We start from the raw sequence: 24,533 nt of genomic DNA on the forward strand, positions 1-24,533 counted from the left end.
AGCTCGGCTAGCCTTCCGGCGGCACTCGCCGCATGCGGCGTGGCGCTGGTTCAGCGGCACGCGGAAGAGCTTCTGCACGAGAACTGGGGACCGGCCTACCGACTGCACCGCCTCGCGGAGGCGACCGGCCGCGCGGTCCCGGATCTCGCGCAGCGCCTCGTCGAAGCTGCCGGCGCGCAGGGCCTGGAGGCCCGGGCGGGAACGTGGCTCTACCTCGCCTCCCGGCTCGCCCCGCGCGCCCAAGCCGGCCTCGCCCGGTCCGCCCTCGAACGGCTGCTCGACAGCGGCGCGGCGCGGCTCGCGGAGACGGTCGGCGACGGCCCGTATTCCGCCGCGCTCGATCCGGGAGCCGATGCCGATCGCATCGTCGCCGGCATGGTCTGGTTCCGGCTCGGCGCGCCCGAAGCCGAGGCGCGGTGGCGGGCCGCGCATGCTGTGCGCGCGCTGGCCCGGCTCGGGCGCTGGCCCGTGATCGACACGCTATTCTCGCTCTACGACGGGCCGGACGCCGGCGCCTTCCAGGCGCAGGACCTGCCGTTCTTTCTGATGTCGGCGCAGCATTTCCTCCTGGTCGCCATCGCCCGCATCGCCATCGCCCACCCGGCGGAGATCCGGAAGCATCGCGAACGGCTGGAGGCGATCGCCTGCGACGAGGACGTCTCGCATGTCGTCCTGCGCGAGACGGCCCGGCGCGCGCTGCTGGCGGCCTTCGCCGACGACGCGAGTGCCGAGGCCGACGCGCTGCGGGCGAGGCTCGCCGCCGTCAACGTCTCCCCCTTCGCGCTCGTCGAGACCGACGGGCCCTCCGCGTCGGCCTACGAAAGCCGGCCGAGCGGCGTGCCCGGACCGGAGCCGCGGTTCTGGTTCGACTACGACTTCCGCAAGACCGACATCGTCCATCTCGCCAACCAGTTCGGCTTGCGCGCCTGGGAGTTGGAGGACCGCTGCACCGCCTGGATCCGCCGCTTCGATCAGCGGATCGAGCGCATGCACGACCTCGCCGGCCGTGACCGCCCGCACGGTTACACCCGCGAGGCGACGGGCGCCGGCGAGGCGTTCCAGTCCTACGGCGCCTACCTCGCCCGGCACGCGCTCGCGCTCACGGCGGGCGAGCTGCTGCGCGAGCGCGCCCTGGTTCGGCACCGCTCCTCGTACGAGAGCTGGGACGACTGGCTCGCCGACCACCTGCCCTCCCACCGGGAAGGTCTCTGGCTGTCGGACGGCACGGACACGAAGCCTCCGGTCGCCTACCATCACCTCCGCGCCGGGGACGACGGCCCAGACAGGCCCTGCGACGACATCGCCGTGCTCGCCTCGCTTCTCGGCCTCGGGCCCGACGGCACCCTCGGCGAGCGGGTTGTCGTCGACGGCTTCTGGTCCTCGCCGGACGACGTCCAGGTCCAGATCCTCTCGGCGCTCGTCCCGCCCGCCGAGGCCGACATCGCCGCCCGCGCGCTCGCGACGGCGCACCCCTTCGACGCCTGGCTCCCCACGGCCGAGCACGACGTGGAGGGCTATCCCGAGGCGTCGCCCCCGCCCCACCGCGAGTTCACCCCGCTCGAGCCCTGGATCGTGCGGCGCGACGGATCGGTGAAGGTCGACGCGCACGATCCGTACGGGCCCCGCGCAGCGCTCGGGCGGTCTCGGCCGGCGGCGCACGTCTCGACGGCCCTCGGCCTCGCGTCGACGGACCCGTGGGAGCGGGAGTGGCGCGATCCAGAGGGTCGGATCCTCTCGCGTGCCGAGGCCTGGGGGCGCCCGCTGCAGGGCGGGTCGATGTGGAAGGAGGGCCTTGCGCTGCATGTCCCCACGGCGAGCCTGGAGCAGATCCTGGCTGCCCTCGGGCGAGACCTCGTGGTCATGGTCCGGCTCCAGCTCCACCTCGAAGGTGCTGGTCGGCATTCCCTTTGGGAAAGCGACGAGGACATCCCCTTCCGTCATTCCATCGCGGTGTTCCGGATCGGAGCGGAAATGAGGACGATGCGCATCGTCCCGAGCGTGGAGGATCTGGCCGCGATCGGACGCCTCTCCCGCCGCGACCGAGCGGACTACGCTGCCCGGCTTGCGGCGCTGCGGCGGAAGGCAGGCTCCTGAACCGCCTGCCTGACTCTCTCCCCCGGGGGATTGTCCCGAATGCCGCCCTGCTGCGGCGTCGGGAAGGGCTGCGCCCACTATACAGCGTGACGAAACGTGCGAACCTCGCATGTCGCCTCGGGAGCGCGTCTCCGCCGAGCCGAAGCCCGGATGTCGGAAGCGCACCCGGACGATCTCGTGCAGCGGCAAACGCGTGCAACCACCTAAAATCGCACCGCCGGACGAATCTCCTGCAGGCTTGCATTCGGAAGCCTGATTCTGCATGATCATGCCGGATTTATCTTGATCTTGCGGAGATCTGCCGACTCATGCTCACCCAGGAACGCCACGCCCTCATTGCGGAGCGCCTTCGCAGCGCCGGCAGCGTGGTCGCGAGCGCGCTCGCCGCGGAGCTGGCCGTCTCGGAGGACACGATCCGGCGCGACCTGCGCGCGCTCGAGGCGCGCGGCGTCTGCGAGCGGGTCCACGGCGGCGCGCTCGCGCCCGAGATGCAGCCCCGGCCGCAGCCCGTGCGGGAGCGCACGGCGATGGCCGGCGACGAGAAGGCGCGGCTCGGCGCGGCGGCGGCCCGGCTCGCGCCGGCGGACGCGCTCGTCTTCCTCGACGCCGGCTCGACCAACCTCGCCCTCGCCGCGGCGCTGCCGCGCGACCGGCGCCTCACCGTCGCGACCAACGCCCCGGCGATCGCGGCCCTCCTCTACGACCGGCCGGGCGTCTCTGTAATCCTGGTCGGCGGGCGCGTCGATCCCCAGTCCGGCGCCTGCGTCGGGGCGGACACGGTGGCGGCTCTCGCCCGCCTGCGCCCGGCGCTCGCCTTCATCGGCGCCTGCGCGGTCGACGCCGGGCACGGGCTCACGGCCTTCAGCCTCGAGGAGGCGCAGGTGAAGGCGGCGATCGCCGACGCCGCCGCGGCGATCGCCGTCGCCGCGACGCCCGACAAGCTCGGAACCTTCGCGCCCTTCCGGGTCGTCCCGGCCGAGCGCATCGGGCATCTCGTCACGACGCGGCGCGGCGCCGCGTGCGACGCGCTGGCGGATGCCGGGGTCGCCGTCCACGTCGCGGGTCCGGATCCGCAATGAACCGCGCACGCATCGCCCATGTCGCCTACTGGACGACCGACATCGAATCACTCGCCGCCTTCTGGGCCGAGATGTTCGGCGCCGAGATCGGACCGCTCTACGAGAGCGCCCGTCGGCCGGGCTTCCGCTCGCGCTTCCTCCGCCTCGGCTGCACCGTCACGGTGGAGCTGATGAGCGCGCCGTGGGTCGGAGGGCGGAGCGACGGGGACGCGGAGCTCGGGGGGCTCGCCCATATCGCCGTCTCGCTTGGCTCGACGGAGGCCGTCGATACGCTCGCGGCCCGCCTCGCCGCCCGCGGCCGGCTCTTCGCGCCTCCGCGCTGGACCGGCGACGGCTTCTACGAGGCCGTCATCGTCGATCCCGACGGGAACTCCGTCGAGATCACGGCCTGACGCGCGGGGGCCAGGGAGGATCGTCGATGTTCTCGATCGTTGAGCTCCGTTCGGCGGGTCTTGCCGACCGGGTCGACACGCTGACCCGCCTTCGGCTGGTGATCCCGCAAGGCCCCGGCGCCACGGTCGTCTCCGTAGACGGTGCGGCGGTGGGGCTGGCGCAGACGGAAGCCATCCTCATCGGCGCGGGCCGATACCTCTCGGTCTCGTCCGCGGCGCCTGCACTCGCCCTCGAGATCGGTACGGACGATCCCGACGAGGCGCATAGGATCAGGGCGATCTGCGCTGACGCGGAGGCGAGACGGCTGCCGCTCGACAGAAGCCTTCGTCTGCTGCGGGACTTCGTGACCGCGTCCCCCGGAGCGCTCCAGGAGCGAGATGCGGCGCACGCTTGGGCGAGCCTCGCCCTGCATGCCATCGCGAATGCCGCGCCACCCTGGCCACGGGCGCTGCACGCTGCTGTCGATCACATCGAGCGCCATCTCCAGGAGCCGCTGTCGATCGACTCGATAGCGGCCGCCAGCGCCGTCAGCCGACGGACGCTGCACGACCTCTTCCATCGTCATCTCGGCGACTCCCCCTACGCCTTCCTCTCGCGGCGGCGGATCGAGCGCGCGCTGGACATGCTCGTGGGTGACCCGAATCTCTCGATCGCCGCCATCGCACATGCGACCGGGCACAAGGATCAGAGCGCGCTGACGAGGGCTGTTCGCGCACGGTGCGACACCACGCCCGGCGCATACCGCAAGCGCCACCTAGCGCGAAATATCGGCATCGCGTGTCCAATTGACAGAAATCTGTAGGTTATAATCTATGGCTTATTCGTCGAATATTGATGCCCCGGTCGTATATTCGTGAATAATACTCAATGCAACTGGATAAATACAATTCACGTTCGCACGATTCGGCAAAACAGACGCATGAGCGGCAAAGACAACCACAGCATGGTAATGCACATTCCGGATCGCCATAGAGCGCAACAAGCGTCTTTAAATTGCGCACGCAAGAGTGGCGACGAGGAGACTCAGATGATCCACGTGTCAACGGGCAAGAACCTCTACTACCCCGTCTCGGAGCGCAGGATGGTGCGCGGCAGCGGCGTCCGTCTGTACGATTCCGATGGGAACGCCTTCATCGACTGCGCGGCGGCGACGTTCAATCTCAGCCTCGGCTACTCGCATCCGGAGGTTCTGGAAGCGATGAGGGAGCAGGCCGACAAGCTCATCCACGTCACGTCCTCCTTCCGGACCGATCCGATCGATGCGCTCGCGCACAACCTCGCCGCGGTCGCGCCCGACGGGCTGAGCCTCGTCAACCCGAAGGTCGGCGGCGGGTCGGAGGCCAACGAGGGCGCCATCAAGATGGCGCAGCGCGCGACGGGGCGCAGCCAGGTCATCACGCTATTTCGCGCCCATGTCGGGCAGACGCTCATGATGTCGTCCATGTCCGGCAATGCGTTCCGCCGCGAGCCATTCCCCGTCGAGCTGCCAGGCTCGCTGCAGGTCCCGGACCCGTACTGCCACCGCTGCTTTTACGACAAGAGCCCGGAAAGCTGCGGCCGGTTCTGCGTGGACAAGATCGACGACTTCATCGAGTTCGCCAGCACGGGCCGCGTGGCCGCCATCCTGGTCGAGCCGATCTCCGGCAACGGCGGCAACATCGTGCCGCCCGAGGGCTATTTTCAGAAGCTGCGCGAACTCTGCGACCGGCACGACATCATGCTGATCTTCGACGAGATCCAGACGGGCATCGGCCGTACCGGCCACATGTTCGCCGCGCAGCATTTCGGCGTGACGCCGGACGCGATCACCACGGCGAAGGGCCTCGGCGGCATCGGAGCGCAGGTCGCCGCGATCATCACGACCGAGCGCATGGGCGGGCTCCCGTCCGACCAGCATTCCTTCACCTACGGCTCGAACCTGCTCGCGGCCGCTGCGGCCAACAAGACGCTCGAGATCGTCGGCCGGCCGGAGTTCCTCGCCAACGTTCGTGCCACGGGCGCGCACATCATGGGCCGGCTCGCGCAGATCGCCGAGCGATTTCCCTTCGTCGGCGACGTGCGCGGTGTCGGCCTGATGATCGGCTTCGAGATCGTCGGCCCTGGCAACGCCCCCGACGTCGCACGCACGAACGCCCTGGCCCAGAAGGCGATGGAGCATGGGCTCATCCTGCGCACCTCGCGCTACGGCCGCGGCAACGTCCTGAAGATCCGCCCGCCGCTGATCCTCACGCTCGACGAGGCCGAGGAGATCTGCGAGCGCCTCGAGCGCCTGTTCTCGGCGGAGGCGGCGTGATGATGGAGTTCCTGCTCGCGCTCGGCGCCCACATCCGCGCCGAGCTCCACGCCTACCGCCATCGCGGGCTCGCGAGAAACGTGCACGGGGTCTCCCCGGGCGGCGACGCGCAGTTCGACGTCGACGCCATCGCCGAGGATGCGGCGCTGGCCTTCATCCGCGAGCACGCCCCGCGGCCGCTCGCCGTCTACACGGAGGACGGCTCGTTGGTCGAGATCGGCGGTGCGCCGCGCGACGTGCTGATCATCGACCCGATCGACGGCACGCGGCCGACCTCGGCCGGCCTCGAGATGGGCATGATCTCGATCGCCCAGGCGCCGCTCGGGTCGGGGGATCCGAGGATCGAGGACGTCGAGGCGGCGCTGCTGCTCGGGATCAAGGACGGCTGCGCGCTTTGGGGGGACCGCACGAAGGGCCTCTCCTCGAGCGGCTTCGACCACCCGGTCCCCAACCTGTCGAGGACGACGGAGATCGACAGGATGTTCTGGTCGATCGAGTTCAACGGCCACCCGATGCGGCTGATGGCCTCGGCCTACGCCGAGATCGTGGATCGCTCGGCCAATACGGGCGGCGTCTTCGTCTTCAACAGCGCCACTTTCTCGATCTCGCGGATCGTCACCGGGCAGCTCGACGCCTACGTGGACATCGGCAACCGCATCTGGCGCGACCATCCGGCGACGCGCGCGGCGTTCCTCGCCGCCGGCCGCGGATCGATCCTGCACCTGTTCCCGTACGATATCGCGGCCGCGGCCTTCCTGGCCGATCTCGCGGGCGTGACCATCAGCGACGCGTACGGCGCGCCGCTGGGGTCGACCCGGCTGCTCGACATCGCACCCGAGAACCAGCGCTCCTGTATCGCCGCGGCGACGCCGGAGCTGCACGCCGCGCTCCTCGACGCGGTCGCCTGGGACGATCCGGCCTTCGAGGCTCGCGAGACGATGGAGGTGGCCCGATGAGAGCGCTGGAGCTTCGCGCGGGTCCCTCCCTCGCGCTCGTCGACCGCCCGCGGCCGCGGGTAGAGGCCGAGGACGACGTCGTGGTGCGCATCGTCCACAGCGGGATCTGCGGCACCGACCGGTCCATCCTCGTCGGCAAGTTCGCGGCCGTGGAGGGCACGGTCCTTGGCCACGAGTCCGTAGGCCTGGTGGAGGCGGTCGGCCCGGCGGTCGAAGCCTTGCAGCCGGGAGATCGCGTCATCGTCAACCCGACGCTCTACTGCGGGCAGTGCGACGCCTGTCGCGCCGGGCGCCTGAACTTCTGCAGCGAGAAGCGCGGCAACGAGATCGGCATCGACCGCGACGGCACCTTCGCCGACGCCTTCCGCGTCTCGGCGCGCTTTCTGCACCGCGTGCCGGACGACATGAGCCTGGAGCGCGCCGTGATGGTCGAGCCGCTCGTGTGCGCGCTCAACAACGTGCGCGCAGGCGGGCTCTCGGTCGGGGAGACGATCATCGTGCTCGGCGGCGGGCCGATGGGCGTCATAACCACGATGCTCGCCCTGCGGATCGGCGCGGTGGCGACCCTGGTGGAAGCCGACCCGACGCGGCGCGAGCTGTGCCGAGAGATCCTGGGAGGCCTCGACGACGAGCGACTCACGATCGTCGCGCCGGACGCTCCGGCGCTCGCAGCCGGCGCCGACGTGGTCGTCGACAGCGTCGGCAATCTCCTGGAGACGGCCGTGCCGCTCGCGCGCAGCGCCGGCCGCGTCGTCGTGATGGGCTTCGATTCGCGCGCCACGGCGACCCTGAAGCCGCTCGACATCCTGATGCGCGGCGTCCGAATCATCGGCGCCGGCGACTACGACAGCGCCATCTTCCCGCTCGGCGTCGAGCTGGCGAGGACCCTGCCCCTGGAGCGGGTCGTCACGGACCGGCTTCCGCTCGAGAAACACGAGGAGGCGTTCGCACGGCTGTCGCCGCAGAAGGGCGCTCCCTACGGGGCGATGAAGGTGCTCCTCGTCTCCAGCCCGGAGGATGCGTCATGAGCCGGACGCAGTTGGCGTGGCCGGGCGTCGATGCGAGGCGGCCGGTGCTCGTGGGAGAGCTGCCCTACTACCGGGCGTCGCCGGATCGCTGGCGGCCCACCCTCGCCGCGATGAAGGAGGCGGGGATCGACGTCGTCTCCTTCTACGTGCCCTGGCGCTTCCACGAGCGGAGCGTCTGCGGTCCGGCGGCCGAGCGCTTCGATTTCGTGGGGCGCGACGATCCGCAGGCGGACGTCGTCGGCTTTCTGCGAACGATCGGAGAGACTGGCCTCGCCGCCCTGGTGAAGCCGGGTCCCTTCATCCACGCGGAGGTCCAGCTCGGCGGCCTTCCCGATCGGCTTTGCGATCCGGAAGTCGTGGCGTCCCATTCGGGGCGCGGCGGCGCACGCCTGATGTCGCAGGGCAAGCCGCTGCCGCGGGTGCACGATCCCGTGTTCCGGCGCGAGGTCGACGGCTGGATGGCGGCGGTGAACGAGGCGCTGATCCGCCCGTTCGCGGATCCGCGCGGGCCGATCGTCGGTGTCCAGCTCGGCAACGAGGGCGTGATCGGCGAGGCCTGCCGTCCGGTGGCGCTCGCCGATCTCGGCACGGCGCGACCGGCCGATGCGGCGGCACGCGCGGTCGCGGCGGCGGACGCGATCGTGCGGCAATGGGCTCTCCTGGCCGAACGGATCGACCCGGGTCCGGCGCGCGTCGTCAACGCGCCGCTCGTGCGCATCGGCGCGGGCGGCGAGCCTGGGGCGCTCGGCAGCTGGCTCGCCCGAACGGCGGCGTTCCGCGCCGCGCCGGTGCATCTCGGTCACACCGAGTGGGTCGGGGACGCGTCCTGCGACGCGGATGCGTTCGTCGCCCACGCGCTCCAGATCACCGCCGCGGGCAGCGACGTCGCCGAGGCAAACTGGGGCTTCACCTGGACCACTTCGCGCTTCGCCGACGGGCGAACGCCTCTCTTTCACGGGCTGCTCGCGCTGGCCCTCGGCGCGCGCACGCTGTCGATCTACACGGCGGCGGCGACGCGCAGCTGGAACGCCGCGATCGACATGGACGCGGACGGGCTCCGCGCCGACGGGCTCGATCCGGCGCTCTACGGTCCGCCCTACTGCCCGGGCGCACCGTTCGAGGAGAACGGCGGCCGCAACCCGAACCATTCCGCTCTCCTCGCCCTGCGCCGGCTCGTCGACGCGCACGGCGCGGAGCTGGCGGCGAGCGACGCCGCGCCGGACCTCGTCGTGGCCGTCGATGCGGCCGTGGCGGCGCGCGCGGCCGAGGCGGGCGAGGCTGCGGAGGCGCTCGATCGGTTCGTCGCGCAGCTCGGCGCCTGGCTCTTCGCCGACGGTCGCCAGGTGGTGCTGTCCCTCGACCCGGGGGGCAACGACGTGGAGGCGATCTGGCGTGGCGACGCCGATACCGAGGTCATCGCCGCGCGCCTGTCGGCGCTCCCGCGGCCCCACGTCCGCGGCCGCGCCGGTCGGGTCGCGTCGTTCGTGCGCCACGGCGCCTCCGCATCGTTCGCGGCGATCTTCAATCCGTTCGGCGAGGCCGACGAGGCCGAGGTGGTGCTCGGGGGGGCGGCGCGTCTCCTGCGCCTGCCGCCTCACGCCGGGCTGATCGTGCGCGCCCGAGACGACGCGCTGGAGATCCTCGCGACCACCCATCCGGATACGGCCTTCGTTCCGCGCGAGGCCTTCACATGAGCATGCATCCAAGGAGACCGGGGTGAATCAGAGCATCGCCAGCATCGACGGCGCGGCCGCGCCGGATCGCGCAGCCACCGCCGCAGGAATCGTCGCGTCCTGCTTCGGCTTCGTCGTGATCGGGGCGCTCCAGGCCCTCTACGGCCCGGCCATCCCGCATCTCCTCGCCGAGTTCGCCATCACGCCGGCGCAGGCCGGCCTCGCGCTCTCCGCTCATTTCGTGGGCGCGCTCATCGGCGTGCTCGCCTTCAACCGGGCGCATGCACGATTCACCAACCGGCAGCTGCTCGCGGCGAGCTACGGCGCCATGGCGGCGGGCTGCGTCCTGTTCGCGCTCGCGCCGGTCTGGAGCGTCGCGCTCGTCGGCGCCTTCGTCGTCGGGCTCGGGTTCGGCGGCATCGATTTCGGGCTCAACTTCCTGTTCTCGGTCGGCTTCGGCCGCCGCAGCGCCTCGATGGTCAACCTGCTCAACGCGCATTTCGGGGTCGGCGCGGTGCTCGGGCCGCTGGCGATCGCCCTCCTCGGCGCGGAGAACTTCCGCGCGATCTTCCTCGTCTTCGGCGTCCTCGCGCTCCTGCCCCTCCTCGCCGCCGGGACGATCTCGAACGCCGTCGGCACGGTCGCGACCGGCGCCTCGCACGCCCAGGCCCGCGGGCGCGCGACGCTCCTCGTGCTGGGCGCCTTCTTCGCGATCTACGTCCTGCACGTCGCGATCGAGACCGGCGTCGGCGGCTGGGCGACCACCCACCTCGTCGCCGTCGGCTGGGGCGCTGCCTTCGCCGCCGGCGCCACCTCCGCCTACTGGCTCGCCATGACGCTCGGCCGCTTCGGCGCGGCCTGGCTGAGCCTGCGCGCGACGCCGGCGCAGATCATGGTCGGCGCCTGCCTCGGCATGAGCGTCTCGCTCGTCCTGGCGGCGAACGGGACGCTCGCGCCCGTCGCCTACGTGCTGGTCGGCCTGTTCATCGCGCCGATCTTCCCCACCGGCCTCGCTTGGCTCGCCGCGGTGCATCCCGCCTCGCGCAACGCCACCGCGTCGGTGATCGCCGTCTCGATGGTCGGCGGCGTCGCCTTCCCGCCGCTCATCGGCGCCGTGATCGGACTCGCCGGCGCGCCCGCCGCGCCGCTGTTCATGGCGGGGCTCTCGGCGATCTGCGTCTGCGCGGCGGCGCTCGTCGTGACCATGGCCCGGAGATGAGCGGGAGAGCGAGAAGGCGCAGCGGGGGCGGGGCGTGTGTGGGCGATCCCGTCGTTGGGGCCCCCGCAGTTCCCGCGGGCGCCGTCGCCGTACCGAGCGGCATACGCACGACGAGCGGCCGGGGGTGGCGTGAGTTCGCCGGCGTCCATCAGATCCAACGCGACCGGGCCGTAGTCTCTCAGGACCGCATGCTCCCAGCGCTCATCGGCACTCGGAGTGCTGTGACCCCGTTTCTTCATCCAGCCGAAAGCAGAGCCGCGGCGTGAGTTTGGCGGTTTCTCGCCGTGGGAGCAACGGGCGCTCGGCGGAGCTGGTCGGGGTTGCGCAGCCGAGCGCCCGTTGCGGTGAAGGTGGCGGCATACGCCGCCGGTGAGAGATAGCCGAGCGCCGAGTGCGGGCGCGCGGTGTTGTAGTCCTCGACCCAGTCGCCGACGCAGGCCCGCGCGTGATCGAGGCTGCGAAACAGCGTCTCGTTCGAGAGCTCGTCGCGCATGCGGCCGTTGAAGGCCTCACAGATGCCGTTCTGCATCGGCTTGCCCGGGGCGATGTAATGCCAGGCGATCCCGGTCTCGGCGCACCAGGCGAGGACGGCGTTCGCGGTGAACTCGGTGCCGTTGTCGCTGACCACGAGATCCGGCCTGCCATGCCGGGCAACGAGAGCTTCGAGTTCGCGCACGACGCGCCGGCCGGAGATCGAGGTGTCCACGACCGCGGCCAAGCAGCGCTTCGTCGCGTCGTCGATGATGTTGAGCACGCGCAGCCGCCGCCCGTCCGCGAGCTGGTCCTGGACGAAGTCGAGGGGCCAGCGGGCGTTCGGCGCCGCGGCGGTGAGGATCGCCGCCCGCGTCCCGACGGCGCGCTTGCGTCCCGTCGCCGTCGGACGGTGAGCCCGAGTTCGCGATAGACGCGTTGCGTACGCTTGCGGTTGATCACCACGCCCTCCTGCCGGAGAAGAACGTGGAGACGCCGGTAGCCGAAGCGCCGACGCTCCCCGGCGAGCGCCCGCATGCGCTCGCGCGGTGCACCGTCGTCCCGGCTCGAGCGATAGCGAATCGTCGTCCGGTCGAACCCGAGAACCCGGCACGCCCGCCGCTCGCTCATCCCGTGATCCGCCACGAGACGAGCGACCGACTGCCGCTCGGCGGCGGGCGTCAGGACTTTTTTCCGAGGATGTCCTTCGGCGCCGCGTTGTCGAGCATGGCATCGGCGAGGAGCCGCTTCAGCCGGGCATTCTCGCCCTCCAGGCTCTTCGGCCGCCTGGCCTCGGAGACGTCCATCCCGCCGAACTTCGCCTTCCAGGCGTAGAACGTCGCGCTGCTGATCCCGTGCCGGCGGCACACGTCCGCGGTCTTCGCCCCCGCCTCCTGCTCACGCAGGATGCCGATGATCTGCTCTTGGCTGAACCTCGATCGCTTCATCGTCCGGTCCTCTCGACGGGCCGGACTCTACCTCAAGCTGGAGGAGATGGCGGGGGGCACAGCAGCGCCTCGCGGCGCTGATGGCGGCGCGGTCCGCAAGCCGGCCCTTTTGATGTCGAGCAGGGTCGCGCCTCGGCACGCGACCTCCGCAGGGCGGTTCCGGAGTCGCGCCCGCGGCGACGCGTCGCCCTGCGGAGCTGGGTACGCAATGAGGGTGCGCGCCTCGGCGGCAGCAGCCGCCAAGTCATTGATGAAAAGCAGTTTTTCAGATATCGAAGCAACCTGGTGGAGCTGAGGGGATTCGAACCCCTGACCTCTGCAGTGCGATTGCAGCGCTCTCCCAACTGAGCTACAGCCCCGACCTGTCGGACCGGACGGCAGGAAGCGGCGCTTGGGGGCGCCGCCGTCCGGGTGGGCGGTTGATAGAGGGGTCCGACGCCGCTGTCAACGCGATTCGCGCGGCTCGACGCGGGGTTCGCAGGGATCGCCGACGCCTCTCGCCGCGGGTCGCTTCCCGCATTGTTTCGCGCGGCGAAGCCCGCTAAACGGAGCGCGGCGGTCCGCGAGGGGCCGCGGGACCCGCAGCCAGGACGACCTCATGATCGCGCTCTTCCAAACGATCGACCTGATCCTCGGCCTCCTGACCTGGTTGATCATCGGGTCGGCGATCCTCAGCTGGCTGATCGCCTTCGGCGTCGTGAACATGAACAACGACGTCGTGCGCGCGATCTACGACGTGCTGAGCCGGCTGACGGAGCCGCTCCTGCGGCCGATCCGGAGCATCCTGCCGAATCTCGGCGGCATCGACATCTCGCCGATCGTGCTCCTGCTGCTGATCTTCTTCCTGCGCAGCTTCCTCATCAACGACGTCGCGCCCGCGATGATCCGAGCCGTGTGATCCGAGCCGGGCGAGGCCGCGTGCGTGCGACGCGGCTCCGCGGTGCATCGCCGCCGTCGAGGGAGGCGTCTCCCGGGATCGTCAGCGTGCTTGCGTCGGAGCACGTCGCTACGCCGTGCGCGACCAATACGCGTGCATGCGAGCATGGAAGACGTGTTGCATTTCGACAACAACTTCTTCCGGGGCGTGTAGGTCAACACGTTATTGCCGCGACGCAACGCCGCAGCACGTGAAGCCCGGCGTTGTTTGCATTTATTTATGACACCGTAAAAATCAATCATCGCGTGCTGCTTCTGTATATGTAATGTCGCCACAGCCGCCCGGTCGCGTAGAAACGCCGCCTTCGATGCAGGCGCGACGAGCGACCATCGCACACGTTTCTCGCGTATGCCGCCACTTGCCGACACACGGCCGCGGCGATTAGCTCGCCACAGACCCGAACGAATTGTGGAGCGGACGATGGGACGGAACGGCGCCGCAGTCCTCGAAGTACGGTCGCAGGAAAGGTAGAATTCGAGATCGAAGGCACGTGTTCAGGAAAATAAGATGTCGCTAACGCCCACAAGAAATGACGTATCGAAAGTCAAGAGGCCGCGATCATCATTCGGTATTACATCATATTCCCTTACGTCATTGAAAATGAAGACTGCACGGCTCACGCGCGCTCCACGGTCCAGGTCGAAAGCTCTCGCAGAGACGATCGACCGATTCTTCCGCGAGGCGACGGTGAAGAAAGGCACGCGCCGAACCTACCGCTCGAACGCGAAGAACTGGCTCTGCGCTTTTCCGCTCCTGCGGCTCGACGAGATCGACCGCTCGACGCTCGCGCTCTTCGTCTCGCGGCGCAAGGATCAGGGCGTCAGCGACACGACGATCCGCCGCGACATCGCCTTCCTCGGCACGGTCTGCTCGATGGCGATCTCGTGGGGGTGGCTCGAGGCGAACCCGATCACGGCGCTCAGCAAGAGGTTCCTCAAGGAGGCGCCGCCGCGCACGCGGTTCCTGACGCGGCGCGAGTTCGAGCGGTTGCATGCGGCGGCGTCGGAGACGCTCAAGCCGCAGCTCGTGCTGGCGGTGGAGACGGGGATGCGCAAGGAGGAGCTCTTGTCGCTCACGCTCGACGCGATCGACCTCTCCCGGCGCGAGATCCACCTCCAGGAGACGAAGACCAACTCGCCCCGGCGGGTGCCGCTCTCGGACGTCGCCATCGCGACGATCTCGGACCTGATCGCCAAGCCGGGCCGGCCGCGCTCGCGCTTCCTGTTCTGCAAGCCGGACGGGACGCGAATCCTGTGCAACAAGAAGGGGTTTCGCGCGGCCTGCGAGCGCGCCGCCATCGCCGACTTCCGCTTCCACGACCTGCGCCACACCTTCGCGTCGTGGTGGGTCCAGTCCGGCGGGGACCTGTACAAGCTCAGCCGCGTGCTGGGGCATCGCACGCTGCAGATGAGCGCGCGCTACGGGCACCTGCGCACGGACGATCTCCACGAGGAGATGCGCAAGGTGGGGAAGCGGCGGGGGTGACGGGAAGCCGGCTTCCGCCGTCCGTCCGGAAACGGGAGAAGCCCCGGCGCGAGGCCGGGGCTTCGGGAGATCCGAGGGGACGGATCAGAAGTCGCGCTGGATGCGCAGACGACCGGCCCAGCGGGAGCCGTCGTCGGTGAAGACGCCGGCCACGTCGGCACCGTCGCGCTGAACCTGGACACGACGATCGGCGTCGATCTGCGTGTAGGCGACATCGGCGGCGAACGTGAGCCCCGCCACCGGGCGCCAGTTCAGCCGCGTGCCGACCTGCCACCAGCTGTAGCCGAAGAAGTCCTCGCTCTCGGCCGTGGCGCCGACCGCGACGGCCTCGCGGGCGCCCGTCGGCACGTCGACCTCCCCATACGCACCCTGGAGGTCCGACCAGACCGTCGGCGTCCAGTAGTGACGGAACGCGGCGGCGATGGACCACGCCTCGGTCGTGACCAGCCCAGTGCCTGCCGCATTGAGGTAGGCATCGCTCGTGCCGACCTCGAACTCCGCCACCGTGTCCACCGGGTCCGCGTAGTTGATGGCACCGTCGGCATAGACCGCCTGAACCCAGAGGGCGTCGCCGGCGGCGATCATGGGCAGGTTCACGTTGATGCCCGCACCGATCGCCCAGCCGAGCTCGTCGTCGACACCGACGAAGCTGTCGCCGTTGTCGTGGCGGATCTGGTGAAGTGCACCCATGATCTGGGCCGAACCCCACGCCTGGGTGACGTTGAGGTTGGCGACGAGGTCGGGAAGCTCCTGTCCTCCGTAGACGAACCGGTCTGCATCGGTGGCGCCGAAAGTGGCGTCCCCGTTCAACGTGCCGATGCCCGGGAGTTCCGTGTCCTCGGGGATGGTCGTCCCACCGTCCCGTTCGTCGAGCCCGGTACGCCGGTACTTGCCATCCTCGACCGAGATCGTCGCCGAGAAACCCGAGCCGAAAGTCGCGGTGTAGGCCAGGAGCTCCACGGACGGATCCGAGAGACCCTCGGACACGGACAGCAGGTTACCGCCGAAGAAGGTGAAGAACGACGTGATCCGACCGGCGGTCAGGCCAGCGAACTGGATGAAGCCCTGGTCGAGGACCGCCCGGCCCTCGTCGGCCGCGTCGTCGGCCCGGTCGCCGGTGAAGCGGATGAACGAGCGCAGCGTGCCGAACTCCGTCAGGGTGCGGGCGTCGAACGCGATCGAGCCGCGCGCGAAGAAGTCGATCGCATCCTGCTCGGCATCGGGGTCGCCATCGACGTACTCCGCGAAGCGATACTCTGTACGGACGTAGCCGGAGATCTGCAGGCAGGTCTCCGTGCCGGGGATGACGAAGAAGCCCTGGGCACCCAGATCGCCCGGGCAGATTCGGACATAGTCGACCGGCGCCGCGGCGCGGACCGGAAGATCGGCAGTCGTCGGGGCCTCCCGTGACGGCTCCCGCCGGGCGGCGAGCGCCTATCGGGTCGAGGGCTTGAAACCACACCGCGAACGGGTCATTGGAGGCGGCGTGCGCCGGCCCTTGTCGGGAGCGGCGCCGCTCACGCCCGGAGAGCCCCATGACCGCCACCCTCATCGACGGCAAGGCCTTCGCCGCGGGCCTGCGCGCGCGTGTGGCGGAGGAGGTGCGCGCGCTGGCGGCGCGGGGCGTCGTGCCGGGCCTCGCGGTCGTGCTCGTGGGCGAGGACCCGGCGAGCGCGGTCTACGTGCGCAACAAGGCGGCGCAGACGGTGGAGGCGGGCATGCGCTCGTTCCAGCACCGCCTGCCGGCCTCGACGGGCCAGGCCGAGCTGCTCGCCCTCGTCGCCACGCTCAACGCGGACCCCGCCGTCGACGGCATCCTGGTCCAGCTGCCGCTGCCCGCGCAGATCGACCCGCAGGCGGTGATCGAAGCGATCGCGCCGGAGAAGGACGTCGACGGCTTCCACCCGATGAACGTCGGGCGCCTCGCCACGGGCATGGCGGGCCTCGTGCCCTGCACGCCGCTCGGCGCGTCGATGCTGATCGACTCGGTGCGCCCCGACGTCGCCGGCCTGGAGGCGGTGGTGATCGGTCGCTCGAGCATCGTCGGCAAGCCGATGGCGCAGCTCCTGCTCCAGCGCTCCGCGACGGTGACGATCGCCCATTCGCGCACCCGCGACCTCGCCGCCGTCTGTCGGCGCGCCGACGTCCTCGTCGCGGCGGTGGGGCGGCCGGAGATGGTGCGGGGAGACTGGATCAAGCCGGGCGCGGTCGTGATCGACGTCGGCATCAACCGGGTGCCGAGCCCGGAGGGGGGCGAGGGCCGCACGCGGCTCGTCGGCGACGTCGCCTTCGCCGAGGCGGCCGCGGTCGCGGGCGCGATCACGCCGGTGCCGGGCGGTGTCGGCCCGATGACGATCGCCTGCCTGCTCGCCAACACGCTGCAGGCGGCGAAGGCCCGACGGGGGATCTGAAGCCGAAACGCGAGAAGGCCGCCCGGAGGCGGCCTTCCCTTCATGGTCGTGGCGCGGCTCGCGCGAGCCGCGCGCGACTGCGGCGCGTCACGCGACCTTCTTGCGGCCGCGGCGGGCCGGCGCCGGGGCGGCGGCCTCGGGCTCGGCCTTGCGGCGCTGGGCGCCCAGGCCCATCGCCTTGGCGAGCTCCGAGCGGGCGCTGGCGTAGTTCGGCGCGACCATCGGGTAGTCCGCCGGCAGGCCCCACTTGGCGCGGTACTGGTCGGGCGTCATGTCGTACTTCGTGCGCAGGTGGCGCTTGAGCGACTTGAACTTCTTCCCGTCCTCCAGGCAGATGATGTAGTCGGGCGTGATCGACTTCTTGATCGGCACGGCGGGGACGGGCGCCTCGACCGGCTGCTCGGTCGCGCCGGTGGCGACCTTGGTGAGCGCGCCGTGCACGGCGTCGATCAGCGCGGGCAGCTCCGCCGTCGGAAGCGAGTTGTTGCTCACGTAGGCCGAGACGATCTCCGCGGCGAGCTCGATGTAGTTGTTCGGTTGAGTCGTGTCGCTCATTGAGCCGGTCCTAATCTCGTGACAGGGGATCGATAGCGAGCGGAGCTGCATGCGGCGCTTCACCGAACACCGAATCGCGATCCCGCTCACGCGTCGTCTATGACGTCAGGCCTTTCAGGTACGTGAATTCGGTCCTCGCGACAAGTCCTGTTCGAATAAAAAACAGTTCATCGCACGGTGAGGTCGGCCCGCTCATCCCGGGGACGCTTGCGGCAACGGTGCCGCACGAGGCGCGGCAAGAAGAAGGCCCGCTGGACAAGCTTCGGTAATCCTTGCCGGGGTCGGCGCGACGGGGCGCTCTCTGCTTTCGACCGGCGACCGACGTGCCGCCGCGCGGTATCGCGGGTGATTCGCCGCGTGCACGCCCGCGTCCACGTGCAAAGACGCTGCGTCGCGCCGGTACTTCCGAGACGATCCTTGCGGGAAGCGGGCGGGACCGCGCGGCGAACGAGGCGGGGGACGTGCGCGGGGGACGTGCGCGGGGGACGTGCGCGGGGCTCCCGGTTCACGCGCTGCGGCCTCGCGCGCGCCCGCGCAGCGCTGTCGTCGACGCGGGCGCCATCGGCTGCGACCGCCGTCGCGGGGCAGAATCGCCTCCGCCGGCCGCGGCGGGCGCGCCGCGTGGGCGCCGGAGAACGCCTCGGGGGTGCTCCGGAGGGCCGTTCGGCGGCGGGGACCCGCCGTTTTTCCGCCCGCAGCCCGCCATTCTCGTGGCCTTTGTGCAACACAGCCATCCGAAGAGCCGCCGCGGGCCGCGTCGGGGCGCAATCGCGCTTGATCCCACGCGGAGCGCACGGCAAACCTTTTCTCGCGACGGGGGGTCCTCGATCGCGGCCCGCAATCGGCACCAACGGTCCGGCGGCGGGTCACAGGGGAAAAGGGACAGCTTTCGAGTCTCGACGAGTTCTCGTGGCGAAACACCCGGCCCCCCCAGGGTCTCGAAACTTTGGAGGTCATCTAATGAAGCTCGCCAAGAGCCTTCTCCTCGGGTCTGCCGCCGGTCTCGTCGCGGTCGCCGGGGCTCAAGCTGCCGATCTTCCGGTCCGCGCCGCGGCGCCGGTCGACTACGTCCGCACCTGCCCGAACGCCCCGATCGGCGGCACGGGCTTCTTCGTCATCCCGGGCACGGAGACCTGCCTGCAGATCTCCGGCTACGTCCGCACCGAGTATCGCTTCCAGGAGCGTCTCGACACGGTCAACAGCCGCGCCCAGGACGACATCAACTTCTTCGCCCGCGGCTCGCTCGCGTTCGACGCCCGCACGGCGACCGAGTACGGCACGCTGCGCTCGTTCATCCGCATCACTGGCGATCGCACGGACGGCGCCGGCACCGCGGTGCTCGACCAGGGCTTCATCCAGTTCGCCGGCCTGACCGCCGGTCGCATCACGTCGTTCTTCTCGTTCTTCGGCGGCAACCTGATGACGGCCAACCTCGGCCTCACGGACCCGTCGGTCGAGCTGCTCGCCTACACCGCCACGTTCGGCTCGGGCTTCTCCGCCACGGTGTCGGTCGAGAACGGCCGCGCCCGTCGTAACGGGATCGTGAACCTCGTCGGCGCCAACGTCTACGGCGGCCAGAACCTCCCCGACCTCGTCGCGAACCTGAACGTCTCGCAGGCCTGGGGCTCGGCGCAGGTCATGGGTGCCCTGCACCAGGTCCGCCACAACGTGCTGAACACGACCGTCGACGACGAGCTCGGCTGGGCCGTCGGCGCCGGCATCAACATCCGCCTGCCGATGATCGCGGCCGGCGACGCCCTGTGGCTGCAGGCCACCTACGCGGACGGCGCGACGGAGTACGTCAACGCCCCGACGCTGGTGTCCGAGTTCTCGGTCGGCCTCAACGACGCCTACATCAACAACACCGTCACGTCCCTCGTGACCACCAAGGCGTGGTCGCTCGTCGGTGCGTTCCGCCACTACTGGACCCCCACGATCTGGCAGGACATCCAGGGCGCCTACGGTGAGGTCGACATCCCGCGCACGGCCTTCTTCCAGGCCGCTCCGGGTGCGATCGTCGCCTCCGGCACCCCCCAGGACTACACCTGGTGGTCGCTCGGTACCCGCCTGAACTGGCGCCCGGTGTCCGGCCTGACCTTCTCGGCCGACGTCGTGTACGCCGAGATCGACGGCAAGAACCGCGTCCAGGCGCAGCGCAACGGCGTGGCCGTGGCCGGCCGCACCAACGACGACGGCTCGCGTTGGGCCGGCCGTCTGCGCATCCAGCGCGACTTCTGATCCGTCCAGGACGGTTCGCGGAGAGCCCCGGCGCAAGCCGGGGCTCTTCCTTTTTCGCCGACCGTGTTCCGGTCGTGTATCGCGACGAGAAAGGCCCCGATGCATCGCACCGGGGCCTTTCGAGTCGAGGATCACCGAGGGACGACCCGTCTCGTCGGTCCCCCACGAGAGAACGTCACTGCGGAGCGGTGGCCGAGCCCGGACCGACGTCGTCCTCGTCGGTCAGGAGGCGCCGACGCTCCTGCGTCTCGATCGCCGTGTCGGGCGCGCCGACGCCGGTCGTCACGCCGTCCACGGCCGGACCGCCGACGGAACCCGTCGACAGGTTCTCGTAGTTCTCGCACACCACGCCCGGGTCCGTGCAGTCGACGTAGTAGCTGCCGCTCTGCGTGCCGAAGGTCAGGCCCTGCGGCGCGGGCTGGTCGTCGGGGTTGACGCGCAGCTGACGGCGCTCCTCGACCTCGAGCGGCGTCTGCGGAACGGCGGGCGCCGCGCCGGCGCCGGGGTTGACCTGCTGCGCGGCGGCGGGAGCGGCGAACAGGAGCGCGGCGGCGGTGGTCATGAGGATGTACTTCATGGATGTCCTCCATCGGTATCTGGGAACGCCGCGGCAGAGCGGCGCCGGAATGGCCCACCAACGAACCGATGGGATTCGTGTTCCGAGAATTGCGTGCCCGAGACGCGAAAAACGGGGCACAGGAACGGATCGCGATCGAAAACAGCTGCGCTCGCAGCGACTTGGCCGTCCGCGCCGAGGCGGGACGGATGCGGTCCCTTCCCGTCCTCGCGACACCGGGGGTGGCTCGCGGCGCGCGAGGCTGTAAAAGACGAGCTGTGCCGCACCCCGACCCATGCCGGAGACCGAGACGCCCGTGACCGAGCCGAACCGACTCGTCTCCCCGATCAAGCGCGAGGACGACCTCGACGGGTCCCTGCGCCCGCTGTCGCTCGCCGACTTCACCGGCCAGAAGGCGGCGCGCGCCAACCTCCAGGTCTTCATAGACGCGGCGAAGGCGCGCGGCGACGCCCTCGACCACGTCCTCTTCGTCGGCCCGCCGGGGCTGGGCAAGACCACGCTCGCGCAGATCATCGCCCGCGAGCTCGGGGTGAGCTTCCGCTCCACCTCGGGCCCGGTGATCGCCAAGGCCGGCGACCTCGCCGCCCAGCTCACCAACCTCGAGGAGCGCGACGTCCTGTTCATCGACGAGATCCACCGGCTCAACCCGGCGGTGGAGGAAATCCTCTATCCGGCGATGGAGGACTTCCAGCTCGACCTGATCATCGGCGAGGGGCCGGCCGCGCGCTCGGTCAAGATCGAGCTGCCGCGCTTCACGCTCGTCGGCGCCACCACGCGCGCGGGCCTGCTCACCACCCCCCTGCGTGACCGCTTCGGCATCCCGGTGAGGCTCGAGTTCTACGAGGTCGGCGAGCTCGAGCTCATCGTCAAGCGTGGCGCGCGGGTGCTCGGGCTCGGCATGTCGGACGAGGGGGCCAACGAGATCGCCAAGCGTGCGCGCGGCACGCCGCGCATCGCCGGGCGTCTGCTGCGGCGGGTACGCGACTTCGCCGTCGTCGAGGGCGCCGAGACCGTCGGGCGCGCGCTCGCCGACAAGGCGCTGGGGCTCCTCGACGTCGACCCGGTCGGCCTCGACGTCATGGACCGCAGGTACCTGACCATGGTCGCCACCAATTTCGGCGGCGGGCCGGTCGGCATCGAGACCATCGCCGCCGCGCTCTCCGAGCCGCGCGACGCGATCGAGGAGATCATCGAGCCCTACCTGATCCAGAAGGGCTTCGTGCAGCGCACCCCGCGCGGGCGCCTGCTCACGCCCCACGCCTTCCGGCATCTGGGGATGCCCGAGCCGGCGCAGGACCCGGGCCGCACGCAGTTCGGGCTGTTCCCGGGCGGGGATGAGGGTCGAGCATGAGCGACACGGAGAAACACCCGGGGCACGACGCCTCGATTCCGATCTCCGGCCGCTTCGAGGACGGCGCGCACCTGCTCGTGGTGCGCGTCTACTACGAGGACACGGACTTCTCCGGCATCGTCTACCATGCCAACTACCTGAAGTACCTCGAGCGCGGCCGCACCGACCAGCTGCGGCTCGCCGGCGTCGCCCAGTCCGCGCTGCACGCCGAGGGCGGCGGGCTCGCCTTCGCCGTGCGGCGCATGACGATCGACTGGGCGCGCCCGGCGCGCATGGACGACATTCTCACGGTGGAGACCCGCACCCTCGCCGTGAAGGGCGCCTCGATCGAGATCGCCCAGCGCATCCTGCGCGGCGCGGAGGTGCTGCTCGGCGCGTCGGTCCAGGTCGCGGCCATCCGGGACGGGCGGCCGGCGCGGATACCGGAGGCCCTGCGCGCGCGGCTCGGCGGCTGAGGGCGGCCTCAGGCGGCCTTGCGGCGCTCGAGGTGGACGACCCGCGCGAGCATCGCGAGAAGGCCGATGCCGCCGGTGAAGACGACGGCGAGCACCCACACCTCCGACTTCATGCCGATGGCGCGCGCCCGGTTCTGGAGGAGGAAGAAGGCCGCCGCCGTGCTCGCCAGGCGGTCGAGCCAGAGCTGGACGCCCCAGGGCGAGGCGACGACCACGGACCAGAAACCGAAGAGCCCGTCCCGCGCGGCCGCGTAGCCGGTCCACGCCGCGAGCAGCGCCACCACCGCGCCGGGGACGAGCCATCCGGGCCAGGGGACCCGGTCCTTGGTCTGCGTCACCAGCAGCATGGCGATGGTCGCGCCGGCGAATCCGGCGAGCGCGATCGGCTCGGAATGCGTCATCCTCGTTCCCCATCGTGGCGCGCCCACCCGCGAGCCGACGGCGCATCATGCGCGAGCCGCGTCCGCGGCGCCACGGCCGAGCCGGGCGAGCGCGGGCGGGGCGCGACGCCTCGCCCCGCGCGACGCCTCGCCCCGCGCGACGCCTCTCGGGCCGCCTCTCGGGACGCCCCCGTGTCGCACCCCCGCGCCGAGGCGTCGTAAGCGTCCGTTAACCCTGATCGTGTCCTCATCGCAACGGCGTCGAGGCGTCGCGGCGGCGCTGGGAAAAGCTCATATTTTCGACATGTTGCGGCGCGAACCACGTGTGCCGGGCGCGTTCGGACCCACCAAGCCTCATTCGGTAGAGACCCCGCCCCGGCGGCGCGATCCCGCGCCCCGAACGACCTCGAGGACAACCAGCGGATGACGCACGATCTCTCGCTCTGGGGCCTGTTCTGGCAGGCGCACATCGTCGTCAAGCTCGTGATGATCGGGCTCGTCGCCGCCTCGGTCTATTCCTGGGCGATCATCATCGACAAGACGCTGCTGTTCCGCCGCCTGCACCGGGCGATGGACCGGTTCGAGGAGGTGTTCTGGTCGGGCCGCTCGCTGGAGGAGCTCTACCGCTCGCTCGAAGAGCGCCCGACGACGGGGCTCGCCTCGGTCTTCGTCGCCGCGATGCGGGAGTGGAAGCGCTCGTTCGGCGGTACGGGCCGCTCGGTGGCGAGCCTGCCGGCGCGCATCGACAAGGTGCTCGACGTCACCATCCAGCGCGAGGTGGAGCGGCTCGAATCGCGGCTGATCTTCCTCGCCTCGGTCGGCTCGGCCGGCCCCTATCTCGGCCTGTTCGGCACGGTCTGGGGCGTGATGACCTCCTTCGTCGCCATCGCCGCCTCGCAGAACACCTCGCTCGCGGTGGTCGCGCCGGGCATCGCGGAGGCTCTGTTCGCCACCGCGATCGGCCTCGTCGCCGCCATCCCGGCGGTGATCGCCTACAACAAGTTCCAGGCAGAGGTGGCCAAGGCGCAGATCCGGCTCGAGGGCTTCGCCGACGAGTTCTCCGCGATCCTCGCACGCCAGGTCGACGAGCGCCTGGCGGCCGCGGCCTGACCGGAAGGGGCGAGCGATGTTCTCCCACGGCGGACCCGGGACGGGCGGCGGCGGGCGGCGCAGGCGCCGCGGGCGCACGCGCGCCATCAACGAGATCAACATGACGCCGTTCATCGACGTCATGCTGGTCCTGCTCATCGTATTCATGGTCTCCGCGCCGCTCCTGTCCGCGGGCGTGCCCCTCGACCTGCCGCAGGCGAGCGCGGGGCAGCTCGACGTGGACGCCCGGCCCGTCGCGCTGTCGATCGACGCCGAGGGCCGCGTCTACCTCGAGGAGGTGGCGCTCGCCGACGACGAGATCGCGTCGGCGATCGCCGCGCGGATCGAGGACGGGGCGGCGCCCCGCGTCTTCGTGCGCGGCGATCGCTCGGTGGAGTACGGGCGCGTCGCGCAGATCATGGCGCTCGTCACCGAGGCCGGTTTCGAGCGCGTGGCCCTCGTCACCCTGCCGGACGGTCCCTGACGCCATGGCGCTGCGCGGCCTTCCCTCCCTTCGCGAGCCGGGCCTCCTCCTGTCGGGCGTGGCGCACGTCGCGCTGCTCGTGGCGGGGCTCGTCGTCGTGTCGGGCGTGGCCGAGCTGCCGGCGATCGAGGAGGGCATCGCGGTGGAGATGATCACGGAGAGCCAGTTCTCCGAGATCACCCGCGGCGAGCGGGACGCGGCCGAGGTCGCGCCCGTGCCCGCACCACGCGCGGAGCGGGTCGCCGAGACACCGGAGCTGCGTCCGGCCGGGGAGGCGGCGCGCGACACGCCCACGCCGGCGGCGCGGCCCCGGGACATGGATGTCGCCGACCGTCCGGTCGCCGCGGCGAGCGAGCCGCCGCCCCCGCCCCCACCCCCGCCGACCCCGACCCCGGTGGCCGAGCCGGCTCCGGTGCCA

The 24,533-nt window shown here is 70.7% G+C and carries 20 protein-coding genes, 1 tRNA gene and 3 pseudogenes; 18 read left to right on the forward strand and 6 right to left on the reverse strand.

The annotated features are described in order from the left end of the window. The first annotated feature begins 39 nt into the window (after window positions 1-39). From AB9M23_RS19110 to AB9M23_RS19150, 9 genes are all read left to right on the forward strand, one after another. The gene (locus AB9M23_RS19110; protein ID WP_372426174.1) at window positions 40-2,094 is read left to right on the forward strand and encodes a hypothetical protein; all 2,055 of its coding nucleotides are present in this window, start codon (window positions 40-42) and stop codon (window positions 2,092-2,094) included. 308 nt (window positions 2,095-2,402) lie between these two features. Further along, the gene (locus tag AB9M23_RS19115; protein WP_372426175.1) at window positions 2,403-3,173 is read left to right on the forward strand and encodes a DeoR/GlpR family DNA-binding transcription regulator; all 771 of its coding nucleotides are present in this window, start codon (window positions 2,403-2,405) and stop codon (window positions 3,171-3,173) included. Further along, window positions 3,170-3,565, forward strand: coding sequence for a VOC family protein (locus AB9M23_RS19120; protein WP_372426176.1), 396 nt, complete (start codon window positions 3,170-3,172; stop codon window positions 3,563-3,565). Before AB9M23_RS19115 ends, AB9M23_RS19120 begins: the two co-directional genes overlap by 4 nt. Before the next feature lie 26 nt (window positions 3,566-3,591). Then, window positions 3,592-4,368 (forward strand): AraC family transcriptional regulator, encoded by a 777-nt coding sequence (locus AB9M23_RS19125; protein ID WP_372426177.1) that lies wholly within the window; start codon window positions 3,592-3,594, stop codon window positions 4,366-4,368. 225 nt (window positions 4,369-4,593) lie between these two features. Then, window positions 4,594-5,859 carry an aspartate aminotransferase family protein gene (locus AB9M23_RS19130; RefSeq protein ID WP_372426178.1) on the forward strand — a complete coding sequence of 422 codons (1,266 nt, stop codon included), beginning with the start codon at window positions 4,594-4,596 and terminating at the stop codon, window positions 5,857-5,859. Then, window positions 5,859-6,815 (forward strand): inositol monophosphatase family protein, encoded by a 957-nt coding sequence (locus AB9M23_RS19135; protein WP_372426179.1) that lies wholly within the window; start codon window positions 5,859-5,861, stop codon window positions 6,813-6,815. The genes AB9M23_RS19130 and AB9M23_RS19135 overlap by 1 nt, the downstream gene beginning before the upstream one ends. Further along, the gene (locus AB9M23_RS19140; protein ID WP_372426180.1) at window positions 6,812-7,843 is read left to right on the forward strand and encodes a zinc-dependent alcohol dehydrogenase; all 1,032 of its coding nucleotides are present in this window, start codon (window positions 6,812-6,814) and stop codon (window positions 7,841-7,843) included. Before AB9M23_RS19135 ends, AB9M23_RS19140 begins: the two co-directional genes overlap by 4 nt. After that, entirely contained in the window at window positions 7,840-9,537 is a 1,698-nt protein-coding gene (locus AB9M23_RS19145; protein WP_372426181.1) for a beta-galactosidase, read from the forward strand. The genes AB9M23_RS19140 and AB9M23_RS19145 overlap by 4 nt, the downstream gene beginning before the upstream one ends. 22 nt (window positions 9,538-9,559) lie before the next feature. Next, the gene (locus tag AB9M23_RS19150) at window positions 9,560-10,735 is read left to right on the forward strand and encodes an MFS transporter (RefSeq protein ID WP_372426182.1); all 1,176 of its coding nucleotides are present in this window, start codon (window positions 9,560-9,562) and stop codon (window positions 10,733-10,735) included. 235 nt (window positions 10,736-10,970) lie between these two features. Here the strand turns inward: AB9M23_RS19150 and AB9M23_RS19155 are convergent. Further along, window positions 10,971-12,153, reverse strand: a pseudogene (locus AB9M23_RS19155) (IS3 family transposase). A 283-nt stretch (window positions 12,154-12,436) separates the two neighbouring features. Then, window positions 12,437-12,512: transfer RNA gene (locus AB9M23_RS19160), tRNA-Ala, on the reverse strand. Between the two features lie 239 nt (window positions 12,513-12,751). On the opposite strand from AB9M23_RS19160, the gene AB9M23_RS19165 reads away from it, so the two are divergent. Together AB9M23_RS19165 and AB9M23_RS19170 are read left to right on the forward strand one after the other, a co-directional pair. Continuing rightward, a complete protein-coding gene (locus AB9M23_RS19165; RefSeq protein ID WP_372426183.1) occupies window positions 12,752-13,051 on the forward strand; it encodes a YggT family protein in 300 nt (99 codons plus the stop codon). Window positions 13,052-13,777: 726 nt separating this feature from the next. Beyond that, a complete protein-coding gene (locus AB9M23_RS19170; protein ID WP_372426184.1) occupies window positions 13,778-14,575 on the forward strand; it encodes a tyrosine-type recombinase/integrase in 798 nt (265 codons plus the stop codon). Between the two features lie 84 nt (window positions 14,576-14,659). Here AB9M23_RS19170 and AB9M23_RS19175 read toward each other — a convergent pair. Beyond that, window positions 14,660-15,949, reverse strand: a pseudogene (locus tag AB9M23_RS19175) (porin); the annotation flags it as partial. Between the two features lie 161 nt (window positions 15,950-16,110). Here AB9M23_RS19175 and folD point away from each other — a divergent pair. Continuing rightward, on the forward strand, window positions 16,111-16,986 hold the full coding sequence (folD, locus tag AB9M23_RS19180; protein ID WP_372426185.1) for a bifunctional methylenetetrahydrofolate dehydrogenase/methenyltetrahydrofolate cyclohydrolase FolD: 876 nt from the start codon (window positions 16,111-16,113) through the stop codon (window positions 16,984-16,986). Between the two features lie 87 nt (window positions 16,987-17,073). On the opposite strand, the gene AB9M23_RS19185 is transcribed toward folD, so the two are convergent. After that, the gene (locus AB9M23_RS19185) at window positions 17,074-17,541 is read right to left on the reverse strand and encodes a Ros/MucR family transcriptional regulator (protein WP_372426186.1); all 468 of its coding nucleotides are present in this window, start codon (window positions 17,539-17,541) and stop codon (window positions 17,074-17,076) included. 960 nt (window positions 17,542-18,501) lie between these two features. Here AB9M23_RS19185 and AB9M23_RS19190 point away from each other — a divergent pair. Next, window positions 18,502-19,779 carry a porin gene (locus AB9M23_RS19190; RefSeq protein ID WP_372426187.1) on the forward strand — a complete coding sequence of 426 codons (1,278 nt, stop codon included), beginning with the start codon at window positions 18,502-18,504 and terminating at the stop codon, window positions 19,777-19,779. Window positions 19,780-19,954: 175 nt separating this feature from the next. Here AB9M23_RS19190 and AB9M23_RS19195 read toward each other — a convergent pair whose 3' ends face one another. Then, window positions 19,955-20,356, reverse strand: a complete 402-nt coding sequence (locus tag AB9M23_RS19195) for a hypothetical protein (protein WP_372426188.1) — start codon at window positions 20,354-20,356, stop codon at window positions 19,955-19,957. A 274-nt stretch (window positions 20,357-20,630) separates the two neighbouring features. Here AB9M23_RS19195 and ruvB point away from each other — a divergent pair, with 274 nt between their 5' ends. Together ruvB and ybgC are read left to right on the forward strand one after the other, a co-directional pair. Beyond that, window positions 20,631-21,707: a Holliday junction branch migration DNA helicase RuvB gene (gene ruvB, locus AB9M23_RS19200; protein WP_372426189.1), complete on the forward strand. Its 1,077-nt coding sequence runs from the start codon at window positions 20,631-20,633 to the stop codon at window positions 21,705-21,707. Further along, window positions 21,704-22,162 (forward strand): tol-pal system-associated acyl-CoA thioesterase, encoded by a 459-nt coding sequence (gene ybgC / locus AB9M23_RS19205; RefSeq protein WP_372426190.1) that lies wholly within the window; start codon window positions 21,704-21,706, stop codon window positions 22,160-22,162. Before ruvB ends, ybgC begins: the two co-directional genes overlap by 4 nt. Before the next feature lie 8 nt (window positions 22,163-22,170). On the opposite strand, the gene AB9M23_RS19210 is transcribed toward ybgC, so the two are convergent. Beyond that, on the reverse strand, window positions 22,171-22,563 hold the full coding sequence (locus AB9M23_RS19210; protein ID WP_372426191.1) for a hypothetical protein: 393 nt from the start codon (window positions 22,561-22,563) through the stop codon (window positions 22,171-22,173). Window positions 22,564-22,965: 402 nt separating this feature from the next. Between AB9M23_RS19210 and tolQ the strand changes: the two genes are divergently transcribed. The 3 genes and pseudogenes from tolQ to AB9M23_RS19225 form a co-directional block, all read left to right on the forward strand. Next, complete coding sequence (tolQ, locus tag AB9M23_RS19215; RefSeq protein ID WP_372426192.1) at window positions 22,966-23,652, forward strand: protein TolQ; 687 nt, start codon at window positions 22,966-22,968, stop codon at window positions 23,650-23,652. A 16-nt stretch (window positions 23,653-23,668) separates the two neighbouring features. Next, entirely contained in the window at window positions 23,669-24,115 is a 447-nt protein-coding gene (locus AB9M23_RS19220) for an ExbD/TolR family protein (protein WP_372426193.1), read from the forward strand. Between the two features lie 4 nt (window positions 24,116-24,119). Next, window positions 24,120-24,533: pseudogene (locus AB9M23_RS19225) on the forward strand (hypothetical protein); the annotation flags it as partial.

Source organism: Salinarimonas chemoclinalis, from assembly GCF_041514305.1.
GTDB lineage: Bacteria > Pseudomonadota > Alphaproteobacteria > Rhizobiales > Beijerinckiaceae > Salinarimonas > Salinarimonas chemoclinalis.